At 66.0% G+C, this 13,626-nt stretch carries 14 protein-coding genes and 1 pseudogene; 7 read left to right on the forward strand and 8 right to left on the reverse strand.

The features are described from left to right. Positions 1–195: 195 nt before the first annotated feature. Both CDN38_RS25275 and CDN38_RS25280 read right to left on the reverse strand, forming a co-directional pair. Positions 196–1,001: pseudogene (locus tag CDN38_RS25275) on the reverse strand (thioesterase family protein). Then, positions 998–1,867 carry a RecB family exonuclease gene (locus tag CDN38_RS25280; protein WP_075512378.1) on the reverse strand — a complete coding sequence of 290 codons (870 nt, stop codon included), beginning with the start codon at positions 1,865–1,867 and terminating at the stop codon, positions 998–1,000. Before CDN38_RS25280 ends, CDN38_RS25275 begins: the two are co-directional and overlap by 4 nt. 73 nt (positions 1,868–1,940) lie before the next feature. Here CDN38_RS25280 and trmI point away from each other — a divergent pair, with 73 nt between their 5' ends. Next, positions 1,941–2,783: a tRNA (adenine(58)-N(1))-methyltransferase TrmI gene (trmI, locus tag CDN38_RS25285; RefSeq protein ID WP_075512379.1), complete on the forward strand. Its 843-nt coding sequence runs from the start codon at positions 1,941–1,943 to the stop codon at positions 2,781–2,783. Between the two features lie 4 nt (positions 2,784–2,787). On the opposite strand, the gene CDN38_RS25290 is transcribed toward trmI, so the two are convergent. Then, the gene (locus CDN38_RS25290) at positions 2,788–3,093 is read right to left on the reverse strand and encodes a DUF503 domain-containing protein (protein ID WP_075512380.1); all 306 of its coding nucleotides are present in this window, start codon (positions 3,091–3,093) and stop codon (positions 2,788–2,790) included. Positions 3,094–3,101: 8 nt separating this feature from the next. Then, positions 3,102–3,710, reverse strand: coding sequence for a lipoprotein LppK (gene lppK / locus CDN38_RS25295; protein ID WP_075512381.1), 609 nt, complete (start codon positions 3,708–3,710; stop codon positions 3,102–3,104). A gap of 294 nt (positions 3,711–4,004) precedes the next feature. Between lppK and arc the strand changes: the two genes are divergently transcribed. Beyond that, a complete protein-coding gene (gene arc, locus CDN38_RS25300) occupies positions 4,005–5,843 on the forward strand; it encodes a proteasome ATPase (protein ID WP_075512382.1) in 1,839 nt (612 codons plus the stop codon). A gap of 4 nt (positions 5,844–5,847) precedes the next feature. Here the strand turns inward: arc and CDN38_RS25305 are convergent, their stop codons facing one another. From CDN38_RS25305 to CDN38_RS31310, 4 genes are all read right to left on the reverse strand, one after another. Then, a complete protein-coding gene (locus CDN38_RS25305; protein WP_075512383.1) occupies positions 5,848–6,492 on the reverse strand; it encodes a hypothetical protein in 645 nt (214 codons plus the stop codon). 9 nt (positions 6,493–6,501) lie between these two features. After that, entirely contained in the window at positions 6,502–7,689 is a 1,188-nt protein-coding gene (locus tag CDN38_RS25310) for a hypothetical protein (RefSeq protein ID WP_180276385.1), read from the reverse strand. A 77-nt stretch (positions 7,690–7,766) separates the two neighbouring features. Continuing rightward, positions 7,767–8,255 carry a DUF2314 domain-containing protein gene (locus CDN38_RS31305; protein WP_233027036.1) on the reverse strand — a complete coding sequence of 163 codons (489 nt, stop codon included), beginning with the start codon at positions 8,253–8,255 and terminating at the stop codon, positions 7,767–7,769. Between the two features lie 2 nt (positions 8,256–8,257). After that, positions 8,258–9,040 carry a hypothetical protein gene (locus CDN38_RS31310; protein ID WP_233027037.1) on the reverse strand — a complete coding sequence of 261 codons (783 nt, stop codon included), beginning with the start codon at positions 9,038–9,040 and terminating at the stop codon, positions 8,258–8,260. A 435-nt stretch (positions 9,041–9,475) separates the two neighbouring features. Between CDN38_RS31310 and dop the strand changes: the two genes are divergently transcribed. The 5 genes from dop (at position 9,476) to CDN38_RS31315 (ending at position 13,536) form a co-directional block, all read left to right on the forward strand. After that, positions 9,476–10,972 (forward strand): pup deamidase/depupylase, encoded by a 1,497-nt coding sequence (dop, locus tag CDN38_RS25325; protein WP_075512384.1) that lies wholly within the window; start codon positions 9,476–9,478, stop codon positions 10,970–10,972. Between the two features lie 133 nt (positions 10,973–11,105). Then, positions 11,106–11,300, forward strand: a complete 195-nt coding sequence (locus tag CDN38_RS25330) for a ubiquitin-like protein Pup (protein WP_023364687.1) — start codon at positions 11,106–11,108, stop codon at positions 11,298–11,300. After that, positions 11,297–12,172, forward strand: coding sequence for a proteasome subunit beta (prcB, locus tag CDN38_RS25335; RefSeq protein WP_075512385.1), 876 nt, complete (start codon positions 11,297–11,299; stop codon positions 12,170–12,172). Before CDN38_RS25330 ends, prcB begins: the two co-directional genes overlap by 4 nt. Further along, entirely contained in the window at positions 12,169–12,963 is a 795-nt protein-coding gene (prcA, locus tag CDN38_RS25340; RefSeq protein WP_075512386.1) for a proteasome subunit alpha, read from the forward strand. Before prcB ends, prcA begins: the two co-directional genes overlap by 4 nt. A gap of 228 nt (positions 12,964–13,191) precedes the next feature. Beyond that, positions 13,192–13,536, forward strand: a complete 345-nt coding sequence (locus tag CDN38_RS31315) for a zinc ribbon domain-containing protein (RefSeq protein WP_306316108.1) — start codon at positions 13,192–13,194, stop codon at positions 13,534–13,536. Positions 13,537–13,626: the final 90 nt, after the last annotated feature.

The following is a 13,626-nucleotide window of genomic DNA, read 5'->3' on the forward strand; positions in this document are numbered from 1 at the left end:
CGCGATTTCCATCTCTCCACACCGGGGCGCAGCCCCACAACCGCTTTCGGCGACAAATCCATTGCGTCCCTTAGCTTGTCGCTGAAAGGCGGGCATTTCTGATGAGTCAACGCGCATCGGGTCGGCCAGAGACCAATGTGAAAGATGTGATTGCCGGGCCCAGGACTCCGTTGAGCGCGTGTCGCCACCATCGGACTAGCCCGGCATCCGGCGCTGGACGAGGAGCGTCTGAGCCGAGGTGCCGATGAAGCCGGCCTTGTCGTAGACCTCCGCGGTGGTCACTCCCACGCCATCCGGCCCGACCGATGCGCGCGCCCGCAGCGCGAAATCGTCGCCGACCGGAAGCCGATACAGGTGCACCACGGTGTCGGTGTTCATGAACACGAACTGATTCGGGTCCAGGACCGCACCGACACCGTTGGCGCAGTCCACCACGACCGCAAGCCGTTGCAGCGCCGTGGCGGGGTCGGTGTCGACAATGTGTGCCATCGGGGTGAACCAGGACACGGCGCCCGATTGGCCGCCGGATTGTTGTGGGCGCCAGCTGACCGCATCGAAATAGCCGCCAGCGTCGGCGAAGACGCCCGGAAGGGGCTCGGCGGGTCCTTCCACCACCGCCGGGTACCGCTCCGACGCGACGTCGGCGGTGTCACTGACCGCTCACAGCCAGGCCGTCACCCGGGCCACCGCCCGCGCGGGTATCCGCCCTCGCGATCGGCGTGCAGTTCGGCGACCATCAGGCAGACCCGCTACCCCGGGCGTTCCACCCAGGCCCTGGCCCGCACCGGGGCCACCGGGATCGACCCGAGGATGTCGAGGTTGAGCCTGCCCATCCGCAGGCCCGACCCCGCCGACAGTTCTTCGATCAGCTTGGTCAGCAGGGCCAACGGCGGTGAGCCATGCTGGATTTCGGGGTTCCAGTTGCTTCGCGTGTAGTCGGTGGAGTCAAAGGCCTGATAGTCACCGTCGTCGCCGAGCCGACGGTAGAAGCAACCGTTCATGCCGCCGGTTCGGTCGGACGCGAAACGGTGTCGGCGCTGGCGTAATTCGGCCACCCGGGGTATGGCGGTGGCGTCCCGCCGAAGGCCGGGCAATGCACCTGATGCGGGCACCAATCGCATAGCCGCGACGGATTCGGACGGAAATCTCCTGATCTGCCAGTGGATTGGATCGCACGCCAGATCGCCATCAGGGTCTTCTCGAAACGCAGCAGTTCGTCACGGTCCGGCGAGTAATCCAGCACCTGGCCGTCAGCTAGGTAGATGAGTCGCAACCGGGCGGGCAGCACGCCACGCGACCGAAACAGCGCCACCCCGTAGAACTTCATTTGAAAGAGGGCTTTGAACTCGGCCAGCGCCCGCGCGGCCGGCGGCGCCTTACCCGTCTTGTAGTCGACCACCCGCAACTCGCCGGTCGCGGCGACGTCGATCCGGTCGATGTAGCCGCGCAACAGCGTGCCGTCGGCCAGCTCCACCTCCACGCGTTGCTCGCAGCACTGCGGGTCGAACCGCGTCGGGTCTTCCAGCCGGTAATACCCGGACAGCAAGGCGCGCGCCTCGTCGAGCAATTCCTGTGGTCGCAGTTCACCGGCCAGGTCCGGCTCACCGGCGATCACCTGCTCCCAGGCCGACTCCACGAGCAACCTCGCGGTCTCCGGGCCGCGCTGCACCGCGGGCAGCGCGTAGAGCTGCTCGAGCGCGGCGTGCACCACCGATCCGCACAGCTGCGGCGCCGACGGGGCCTCGGGTAACCGGTCGATCGCCCGGAACCGGTACAGCAGCGGACATTGCTTGAAATCGGCCGCCCGCGACGGCGACAGCGCCGGCCGGATCCCCAGATCCGTGCGGGGTGTCGGCTGGTCCGCCATGCTCGCAGCCTAGGACCGGACACTGACAACCCCGGACACCGGCTACGGCGAGTCGGCTGGCACGCTAGACGGCGTGTCAGCAACCGGTCCCTTCGCCGCCGGCGAACGCGTGCAGCTGACCGACGCCAAGGGCCGCCACTACACGATGGTGCTCACCCCGGGCAGCGAGTTCCACACCCACCGCGGCTCGATCGCCCACGATGCGGTAATCGGGCTGCAGCAGGGCAGCGTGGTCAAATCCATTAACGGCGCCCCGTTCCTGGTGCTGCGCCCGCTGCTGGTCGACTACGTGATGTCGATGCCGCGCGGCCCACAGGTGATCTACCCCAAGGACGCCGCTCAGATCGTGCATGAGGGCGATATCTTTCCCGGGGCCCGGGTGCTGGAAGCCGGCGCCGGGTCGGGCGCGCTGACCCTGTCGTTGTTGCGGGCGGTCGGGCCCGAGGGCCAGGTGATCTCCTACGAGCAGCGCGCCGACCATGCCGAACACGCCTGTCGCAACGTGACGACTTTCTACGTCGGGGCTCCGCAGAACTGGCGGCTGATCGTGGGCGACGTCGCCGACTCCGACCTGCCCGACGGCTCGGTCGACCGGGCCGTGCTGGACATGCTGGCGCCCTGGGAGGTGCTGGACTCGGTGTCACGGCTGGTGTCAGCCGGCGGGGTGCTGGTGATCTACGTGGCTACCGTCACCCAACTTTCGACGGTCGTGGAGGCGCTGCGCGCCCAACAGCTTTGGACCGAGCCACGATCGTGGGAGACGTTGCAGCGCGGCTGGAACGTCGTCGGGCTGGCCGTGCGGCCCCAGCATTCGATGCGCGGCCACACCGCATTCCTGGTGTCCGCGCGCCGGCTGGCGCCCGGAGCTGTCGCACCGGCGCCGCTTGGACGCAAGCGCCCCGGGCGTGACGGTTAACGTGCTAGTCGTCTTGCCAATCGTCACTGCGGTGCAGACCCCGGCGCACCGACAGCAACTCGAACTCGGGGTGTGCGGCGACCAGCCGTTCGGCCGCGTCGAGGACGTCGACGGCGTGACTGCGGTCGCCGGACACCGTGGCCACTCCGATGCCGGCGCGACGGTAGAGATCTCGCGAGCCGGTCTCGGCTGCCGACACGCTGAACTTGCGCTGCAGCTCGGCGACGACGGGACGAACCACCGACCGTTTCTGTTTGAGTGATCGCACGTCGCCCAGCAGCACGTCGAATTCGAGCCAGCCGATCCACATCTGCGTGCTCAGCCCGACGGCGTCGGAGACGGCGGGTCGGGTTCCGGGGCCGGGGCCGGGCTTGGTTCCGGGGCCGGCGCCGGGCCGGGAGCTGGTGACGAGACTCGAGAACTGCTGAGGGCCAACAGCATCTCCGCGGTTCGCCGGGATAGCTGCCAGCCGCCCTGGCCGGGTTTGAACTCCATCGGGAAGGTGAACTCGTGATTGTCGGGTTTGGCTGTGTTGACGACGATGGTGGCCGTCACGTCGGCCGGGTTCACGTCCGACCACGCGATGTTGCTCGCCGCGAAACTCAACGGCAGGTAGCCGCCGTCTCGGGCAGCGGTGGTGAACCGGTCTAGGGCGGCGGCCGTCTCCGGGGATGCGTCCTCGACGAGGTTTACCTTGTCGGCTCCGGCGACCGCCGGGTCGGCCAGTCGGGACAACACCTCGACCAAGGCGTCAGGGGAAGGCAGGGAAGCGGCCGGCTTTGGGGCGACCACGGTGGATGTGGCGGGGGGCACCGACGGGGCAGCGGAGGTCGCGGACTCGTGCCGCGAACACCCCGAGAGCCCCGTCGCCGACACGATGGCAACGACGCTCGCGGCGATGCAGGCTCTGCAGAGGTGACGATGCATCCAGTAGCTGGCCCGGCTATCGGCGATACACGGCGAGTCGCGGAAAGGAAGCCCACACTGCAATGGACGTCACACCGCCGGCTCCGACACCGATGCGAGCGCCGGCCGCGCTGGCCGTGGCAAGGGATTTCACGGTGGCGGGGCTCCTTTCGATCGGGCCGAGTGGAAGCCGAGATTACCAGCGCGAAACAACTTGTTATTTCCGGCGGCATTTGGTTCCGCACATGAACTCGCCATGGCCGGTAGCGTTGAGGTATCCGCCGCACCGCTCCCGGTGCGGGAAAGGAGGGCAACATGGCTGAATCAGAGCGTTCTGAAGCATTCGGGACACCCCGCGATATGCCCCTGCCCAGCATCGATGCTGCTGAACTAGAACAGCTGCGGCGTGAAGCCGCGCTACTGCGCGAACAACTGGAGAACGCGCTCGCACACCAGAGCCCGTCGCGACCCGCCCGCGATGTGCATCAGCTCGAAGCCCGTATCGACTCCCTTGCCGCGCGCAATTCGAAATTAATGGAAACTCTTAAAGAAGCGCGCCAGCAATTACTGGCGCTGCGTGAAGAGGTCGACCGGCTGGGGCAGCCGCCCAGCGGCTACGGCGTGCTGCTGGGCACCCACGACGACGACACCGTCGACGTCTTCACGTCGGGTCGCAAGATGCGCCTGACATGCTCTCCGAACATCGACGCCAAGTCCCTCAAGAAGGGCCAAACGGTCCGGCTCAACGAGGCGTTGACCGTCGTCGAGGCCGGCAGGTTCGAATCGGTAGGCGAGATTTCCACCTTGCGTGAGATCCTCGCCGATGGTCACCGGGCCCTGGTGGTCGGCCACGCCGACGAGGAACGCATTGTGTGGCTGGCCGAGCCGTTGGTCGCCGAGGACCTGCCCGACGGCGTTCCCTCTAACGATGGGGCTCTCAACGACGACACCCGCCCGCGCAAACTGCGCCCCGGCGACTCGCTGTTGGTCGACACCAAAGCCGGGTATGCCTTCGAGCGCATCCCCAAAGCCGAGGTCGAGGACCTGGTGCTGGAAGAGGTGCCGGATGTCAGCTACGAGGACATCGGTGGCCTGACTCGCCAGATCGAACAGATCCGCGACGCGGTGGAACTGCCCTTCTTGCACAAGGAGCTGTACCGCGAGTACGCGCTGCGCCCGCCAAAGGGCGTGTTGTTGTACGGCCCGCCGGGCTGCGGTAAAACCTTGATCGCCAAGGCGGTGGCCAACTCCCTGGCCAAGAAGATGGCCGAGGTTCGCGGCGACGACGCCCGCGAGGCCAAGTCGTACTTCCTCAACATCAAGGGCCCCGAACTGCTGAACAAGTTCGTCGGCGAGACCGAGCGCCACATCCGGCTGATCTTCCAGCGGGCGCGGGAGAAGGCCTCCGAAGGCACGCCGGTGATCGTGTTCTTCGACGAGATGGACTCGATCTTCCGCACCCGCGGCACCGGGGTCTCCTCCGATGTCGAGACAACGGTGGTCCCGCAGTTGCTCAGCGAGATCGACGGGGTGGAAGGGCTGGAGAACGTCATCGTGATCGGCGCCTCCAACCGCGAGGACATGATTGACCCGGCGATCCTGCGGCCCGGACGTCTCGACGTGAAGATCAAGATCGAACGCCCGGATGCTGAAGCGGCGCAAGACATCTTCTCGAAGTACCTGACCGAGGCGCTGCCGTTGCACGCCGACGACCTCGCCGAGTTCGGCGGCGACCGCACCGTCTGCATCAAGGCGATGATCGAGAAAGTCGTCGAGCGGATGTACGCCGAGATCGACGACAACCGGTTCCTGGAGGTCACCTACGCCAACGGTGACAAGGAAGTCATGTACTTCAAGGACTTCAACTCCGGGGCAATGATCCAAAACGTCGTCGACCGGGCGAAGAAGAACGCGATCAAGTCGGTGCTTGAAACGGGGCAGCCCGGCCTGCGCATCCAGCACCTGCTCGACTCGATCGTCGACGAGTTCGCCGAGAACGAGGACCTGCCCAACACCACCAACCCCGATGACTGGGCGCGGATTTCGGGCAAGAAGGGCGAGCGGATCGTCTACATCCGCACCCTGGTCACCGGCAAGTCGTCGAGCGCCAGCCGGGCTATCGACACCGAGTCGAACCTGGGCCAGTACCTGTAGCGCTTCAGGCCATCACCAGCGAATAGCTGTTGGCGAGGTCGTCCTGCAGGACGCGGGCGGCCCGGGTGGTGGTGTCGATGCGCAGGTCGTCGGTGAGCCTGCGCGCCTGATAGGTCCACCCGCTGGGCAGGTTCAGCCGGTCCGCCAGCTTGGCCAGGTCGGCTCGGGACAGGTTGGGGTCGACCACCTGGCTCCAGGTCTGCATGACCCAGCGCTGCCCTGCGGGGTCGTGCAGTTCGTAGATCTCTTCGCCGGCGTTGAAGATGAAGACGGTGTTCCGGCTGACCTGGTTGACGGTGTAAGGCGCGGGGTTCATCGACGACAACAAGACCGTGGCCTGCCGGAGCATGTCGATCCCGCCGAAGCTCTTGACCACCGGCGGACCCTGAGACGCCTTTTCGATGGCGTTCATCAGCCAGTAGCGTGGACCGTTGAGCAGAGCGGCCGCGGCACCATGTTCGGTAGCGATCGCTTTCGGGTCCAGTGCCGACCACAGCTCGGCGGGACAGTCGTTGAGCGGGAAGCTGTTGTAGACGGTCGCCTGCGGACCTGCCTCGCCGGGGGTGACCAGAAGTACTTCGCCATAACGCTTCCCGGACAAGTCGGCTGGCGGTTCCAATACGACTGCTCCGTCTTCGGTGGTGGACATCAGGCGAAATTAATCACTGGGGTCGGCGGCGTCAACACGGGACTTGCCGGCGATGCTGGCGCGATAACGGTTGCGGGCGATCAAGGTGGCATGGAGATCGCAGATCAGGGGGTCGACGAACATGGTGCGGTATTCGGCGTCATCGACTGCGCGGGCGCTGATGTACATGAAGGTCAACGCGCCCAGGAAGAGGCACAGGTGGATCAGCGAATCCGGCACCGGAAACGTCAAACCTGACACGGACGAGCTGCTGGGCGCGCCTCGGGTCCATTCATCGAGCAACGCCGAACTCAGCACGATCAGCCCGAGTATCACGTAGATCACCGCGGTGAGCAGTGCCACCACCATGATCTGCACCAGTTGTGAGACGGCCAGCACGAAGACCATGTTGATGCGTTCTGTCCTGGTCAGCGGCGGGCTGCGGACAGCATCCGGCATCGTCGCAAACGGTGTGTCGGCCAGCCGTTCGCAGTCTCTGGGCAGCGCTGCGGGTGACTGCAGCATGGGCCGGACGCGCTCCTTGGTAGCCGAGACGACGAATGCGGCCGCGATGCTGAGCAGAAAACCGATGGCGAGTCCCAGTCGGCCCGCACCGATCGTGGCGGCCATCAGCCAAATGTTGCCGTTGAAGAATACCAATGTGGTCAGTAGTACGACCGGCAACGCCCGGACCGCCAAAGCGCCCATCATGGCGAGTTGCGAGACGGTGATGCGCAGCGCCCAGCCGACTACCGATCCGACACCAGTGGCGGTCAGCAGCAGCACGACTGCCGTGAAGATCGCTGCGTCCGGCAGACCGGACGGGTCTGTTTCGATGACGATCACGACGCTCGCGATGCTGAGCGCTACGGTCGCCGCGATCGCACGTTTACGGCTGTCCGACATCCGAGACACTAGCCAGCCAACCGTGACAATCGGAACAGGTGCCAGCGCGACGAGCGTCAGAACGACCCAATCTCGCGGGGTGGGGTTCTCGCCGATGTTGACATCTTCGCCGTTGGTGATCAGGAACAACGGGAAAGTCCAGCAGTGAAGCGCCGCATATGCCGCCAGGGCGGGCGCCGACCTGGACCACAGCCGTCGCCAACGGGACCGCCTCGTTAGCACAGCCGGCAGGCCGCGCTGCAAGAACCAGCTTTCAGCCGCGACAGTCGCCGGCGCCAGGCGTGCCGGCATGCGGCGCGGGGAGAGTTTCATGCCGGCTCACCCTAGTCCCCAAATAAGCGAGCCGGACCCGTCATGCCGGGCGTAGTGGTGATGCATCGACCGACGGCCTAATTGAGCTGGCTGCGGATCAGTCTCTCGGTCTCGTTGCCGTCGATGACGCCGTCGCGCCGCTTGTGCATGTAGTCAAAGACCGTCGATTCGGCGACCTCGACGGTCTGGCCCGCATGCAGGCCCAGGCTGCTGGCCGGCTCGTTGACGAGGAACCCGGTGATCGCGTCATCGGTCCAGCTCGCGACCTCCACCCACATCCACTCCCGGATGCCACCCGCACCTTCGAACGGGGCTTTCAGTTGCAGGAATTCACCGGGCACCAGCCCGTCGTTGAACAGGGCGCGCAGCGCCGGCAGCTTGCTTCTGGCCTGTTCGCTGGCGGCGTTGAGCGCATCGTCATGCGTTGTCGGGACGACCGGTGACCCGGAGCCGAATACCGCGGCCAACACGGTGCGCCGCCGAGCGTGAACATCCTCGCCGGTCCCGCGATCAAAGGTGAGTTCGAGGATCCGGTTGTCGGGATCACCGGCTTCGGGCGTCCCCACTTTCAGCGTGAGCGGCGCCGTCTCGGTGCCAGCGGAACAATGCGCCGGACGTCGAGATCGAACTCTCCGCGACGTTCGACGACGGATCCGTCGGTGATCGCCTGACAGAACGCACTGACCAGATCCCCGACCTGATGGCTGACCGACCGCGGCAGCTGGTTCACCACGACGTCGGGCAGCCCGAACTTCGCCATGCCAAGCGTGACCAGCCGCATATGGCCGTCGGTCTGGTAGACGTGAATGACCGTGTGGTCGCTGATATCCGGCGTCGGACCGGTCCATCGGTCGATGCGCATTTCGATCCATGCGGCCGGGGTGAAGACTTCCCGCGTCTCGTTGTCCCAAATAAGGCCGCCGGTGCCGGAGGCCAGTTCACTGGTTAACCGCAGCGCCGTACGCAGGCGGCCCAGAGCTTGGCCCTTCGGGTAGACGAAGTTGAGGACCAGCGCGGCCTCGGCGGCTTGCAGCGCCGCCGTCTGCTGCGGGCTCACTCCGCGACCGAACAGTTGGACAAAATCGGCGCTCGGGGGAGGACAGTCGTGGTGCGGATCGACGGTGATCCAGGCGTTCACCGTGGACTCTGTTTCGTCTCCGCTGAGATAATCGGCGTGCCGAAACTCCCTGAATTCGCTGGCCAGCAGCGCATCCAAGGTGGCGAACGGGTCCGCCGACGGCATGGGTAGGTAGTAGATCGCGAACGCATAGCTGATCTGTTCGGCTTGCAGCGGTCCTGCGGGAATCAAGTCAGCGCCGGACCGCGCGTGCCGAAACGGGTCGGGGTTCACCGCCGGTCCGCGCAGGTCTTGTGGCGATGGCGGCTCAGTGCCGCGGGAATCAGCAAAGGCCACAGCCTTTTTGGCGTCAACGCGATCCTCCGAGTTCCGGGGCAAATGGTCGGGGCGAGTCGGGGGCGACCGTACCAATCGGCAACTGAATGTGCCAGTCGATCGATCCAAAGCGCTCGCGATCCGGGCCCGGCCCGATTGCCCGCCTCCTCAACGGCCCGCTACGCGGGCCGCATCGTCGCCGGGCCCGGCCCGATTGCCCGCCTCCTCAACGGCCCGCTACGCGGGCCGCATCGTCGCCGGGCCCGGCCCGATTGCCCGCCTCCTCAACGGCCCGCTACGCGGGCCGCATCGTCGCCGGGCCCGGCCCGATTGCCCGCCTCCTCAACGGCCCGCTACGCGGGCCGCATCGTCGCCGGGCCTAGGCTCTAATGCATGCAACGGATTATCGGTACGGAGGTCGAGTACGGCATCTCATCGCCGTCGGACCCGACCGCCAACCCGATCCTCACCTCGACGCAGGCGGTGCTGGCCTATGCCGCTGCCGCGGGTATTCAGCGCGCCAAACGCACCCGCTGGGACTACGAGGTGGAATCGCCGCTGCGGGACGCCCGAGGCTTCGACCTGAGCCGCTCGGCCGGGCCGCCGCCTGTGGTGGACGCGGACGAGGTGGGGGCGGCCAACATGATCTTGACCAACGGGGCGCGGCTCTACGTCGACCACGCGCACCCCGAATACTCCGCGCCCGAGTGCACCGACCCGCTCGACGCGGTGATCTGGGACAAAGCCGGTGAACGGGTGATGGAGGCGGCCGCGCGGCACGTCGCGAGCGTCCCCGGCGCCGCGAAACTGCAGCTCTACAAGAACAACGTTGACGGCAAAGGCGCATCCTACGGGGCGCACGAGAACTATCTGATGTCTCGCCAGACGCCGTTCTCGGCCATTATCGCCGGGCTCACCCCGTTTCTGGTGTCGCGCCAGGTGGTAACCGGCTCCGGCCGGGTCGGTATCGGGCCCTCCGGCGACGAGCCGGGGTTCCAGCTGTCACAACGCGCCGACTACATCGAGGTCGAGGTCGGCCTGGAGACGACGCTGAAACGCGGCATCATCAATACCCGCGACGAACCGCACGCCGACGCCGACCGGTACCGGCGGCTGCACGTCATCATCGGCGACGCCAATCTTGCCGAAACGTCGACCTACCTCAAGCTCGGTACCACGGCGCTGGTGCTCGACCTGATCGAAGAGGGAATCGATCTGGCTGATCTAGCGCTGGCCCGGCCGGTGCACGCGGTCCATGCGATCAGCCGTGATCCCGCCCTGCGGGCCACGGTGGCCCTGGTAGACGGCCGCGAAATGACCGGTCTGGCGCTGCAACGGGCGTATCTGGACCGGGTGGCCAAGGTGGTCGACAGCCGGGATCCGGACCCGCGGGCGTCCGACATCGTGGAAACCTGGACGCACGTGCTCGACCTGCTCGAGCGCGACCCGATGGAATGCGCCGAGTTGCTGGACTGGCCGGCCAAGCTGCGGCTGCTCGACGGTTTCCGGCACCGGGAGAATCTGAGCTGGTCGGCGCCCCGATTGCATCTGGTTGACCTGCAGTATTCCGATGTCCGCCTGGACAAGGGCCTGTACAACCGCTTGGTGGCCCGCGGATCGATGAAACGGCTGGTCAGCGAACACCAGGTGCTCGAGGCGGTGGACAACCCGCCCACCGACACCCGGGCGTACTTCCGCGGCGAATGTTTGCGTAGGTTCGGCGCCGATATCGCCGCCGCCAGCTGGGACTCAGTCATTTTCGACCTGGGCGGTGACTCGCTGGTGCGGATACCCACGCTCGAGCCGCTGCGGGGCAGCAAAGCCCACGTCGGCGCGCTGCTGGAGTCCGTGGACAGCGCCGCCGAACTGGTGGAACAACTCACCAGCTGAGATCCGTTAGCACGGCAGGGAGCGTAAGCCCGGAAACGTCGGCGCTGACCGGTACTGTTAGGGAAAGACCAGCGGGCGTGCGGTACGGCGCCCGCGGCCTGTAAGCAGGCCATGACGAGAGCAGGAGGCGGCGATGGCTCAGGAGCAGACCAAACGTGGCGGTGGCGGCGGAGACGACGACGACTTCGCCGGCAGCACTGCCGCGGGCCAGGAGCGTCGCGAAAAACTGGCCGAGGAGACCGACGATCTGCTCGATGAGATTGACGACGTGCTCGAGGAGAACGCCGAAGACTTCGTCCGCGCATACGTCCAAAAGGGCGGACAGTGACCTGGCCGTTGCCTGATCGCTTGTCCCCAAAATCGGCACTTTCCGGATCCGCTGTAGACCTCTCCTCCTTCGCTGACTTCCTGCGCCGCCAGGCGCCGGAATTGTTGCCGTACAGCGTCAGCGGCGGTGCGCACTCTGGCACCGTCGGCGGGCAGTTGCCGCACGGCACCACCATCGTCGCGTTGAAGTACCCCGGCGGCGTCATCATCGCCGGAGACCGGCGCTCGACCCAGGGCAACATGATCGCCGGGCGCGACGTGAAAAAGGTGTACATCACCGACGACTACACCGCCACCGGCATCGCCGGCACCGCAGCGGTCGCCGTCGAATTCGCCCGCCTGTACGCCGTCGAACTCGAGCACTACGAGAAGCTCGAAGGGGTGCCGCTGACGTTCGCCGGCAAGGTCAACCGGCTCGCGATCATGGTCCGCGGCAACCTCGCGGCAGCGATGCAGGGACTGGTGGCGCTGCCGTTGCTGGCGGGTTACGACATTCATGCCTCCGATCCGCAGACCGCGGGGCGCATCGTCTCGTTCGACGCCGCCGGCGGCTGGAACATCGAGGAAGAGGGCTACCAATCGGTGGGCTCGGGATCGATCTTCGCCAAATCGTCGATGAAGAAGCTGTACTCGCAAGTCACCGATGCCGATTCCGCGCTGCGGGTGGCTGTGGAGGCGCTCTACGACGCCGCCGACGACGACTCGGCCACCGGCGGCCCGGACCTGGTTCGCGGAATTTATCCCACGGCCGTCACCATCGGCGCCGACGGGGCCGTCGACGTCCCGGAGAGCCGCATCGCCGAGCTGGCCCGCGAAGTCATCGGAAGTCGTTCGCGCGCTGACACTTTCGGGCCAGACGGCGGTGAGAAGTGAGCTTTCCGTATTTCATATCGCCTGAGCAGGCGATGCGCGAGCGCAGCGAGCTCGCGCGTAAGGGAATCGCGCGCGGCAAGAGTGTGGTGGCGCTGGCCTACGCCGGTGGTGTGGTGTTCGTCGCGGAGAACCCGTCGCGGTCACTGCAGAAAATCAGCGAACTCTACGACCGGGTGGGCTTTGCCGCCGCAGGCAAGTTCAACGAATTCGACAATCTGCGCCGCAGCGGCATCACGTTCGCCGACACCCGCGGCTACGCCTACGACCGCCGCGACGTCACCGGCCGCCAGCTGGCCAATGCCTACGCGCAGACGCTGGGCACCATCTTCACCGAGCAGGCCAAACCCTACGAAGTCGAGCTGTGCGTGGCCGAGGTTGCCCATTACGGCGAAACCAAGCCGCCCGAGCTGTACCGGATCACCTACGACGGATCGATCGCCGACGAGCCGCATTTCGTGGTGATGGGCGGCACCACCGAGCCGATCGCCAACGCGCTCAAGGAGTCCTACGCCGAAAACGCCGATCTGCCCGATGCGCTGCGGATTGCGGTGGAGGCCCTGCGGGCGAGCAGTGCTGACACCTCGGGAAACGGTCCGCCCGCCCTCGGTGTGGCCAACCTGGAGGTGGCCATCCTCGACGCCAACCGGCCGCGTCGGGCTTTTCGCCGGATCACCGGCGCCCAGCTGGAAACGCTGCTGCAGAAATCGGATGCCAAGGCCTCCAAGGTCGCTAAGGCATCCAAGGCCGCCAAGGATTCCAAGGACTCCACGGACGCGAAATCGTCGGACTAGGCGCGGACTAGGCCAGCAACTTGGCCAGTTCGGCTTTGCTGGCGCCCAGCTCCCGGCGCGGGTAGGCACCTTCAGCAACCCGGCTAGCCCACGGCTGACACGAAAATAGAGGTGACCACAAGCCGGTAAGCGTAGGTTGGGGTGACCCGCCGGCGGTGGGCGGTGGGGTTCGTGAGCCGGTGCGTGTGGTTATTCAACCGGGGATTGGCTGATGCCGGCCTTGGGGAGATGTTTCGCCAACTCGACTACAAAACACGCTGGTATGGATCGCATCTGGTCAAAGCCGACAGATGGTTGCCCAGCTCAAAAATGTGTTCCGGCTGTGGTGTGGTGAAAACCAAACTGCACCTGGCCGAACGGGGGTATCACTGCGAGCACTGCGGCCTTGTGATCGACCGAGACCGTAACGCCGCTATCAATTTGGCGCGTCATGCGCTCAAGGCTACGGCGCCGAGTACCGGCGTCGTTACCGGTGGAGCCGACCGTAAGACCCAGCCTTCGGGCACGGCGGGTGGCAATGAAACCGGAACCGTTTCTGAACGGAGTGCCCGCCCGAAAGGACGGGCTGCCTGAAATGCCAGTCATACAAACACTCACATTTCAGGTAACGGAGTTGGGTTGGTCAGAACGAACGAACGGAACGGCGGTGGCATGTTGCGCTTG

Source organism: Mycobacterium ostraviense, assembly GCF_002705925.1.
GTDB classification, from domain to species: domain Bacteria; phylum Actinomycetota; class Actinomycetes; order Mycobacteriales; family Mycobacteriaceae; genus Mycobacterium; species Mycobacterium ostraviense.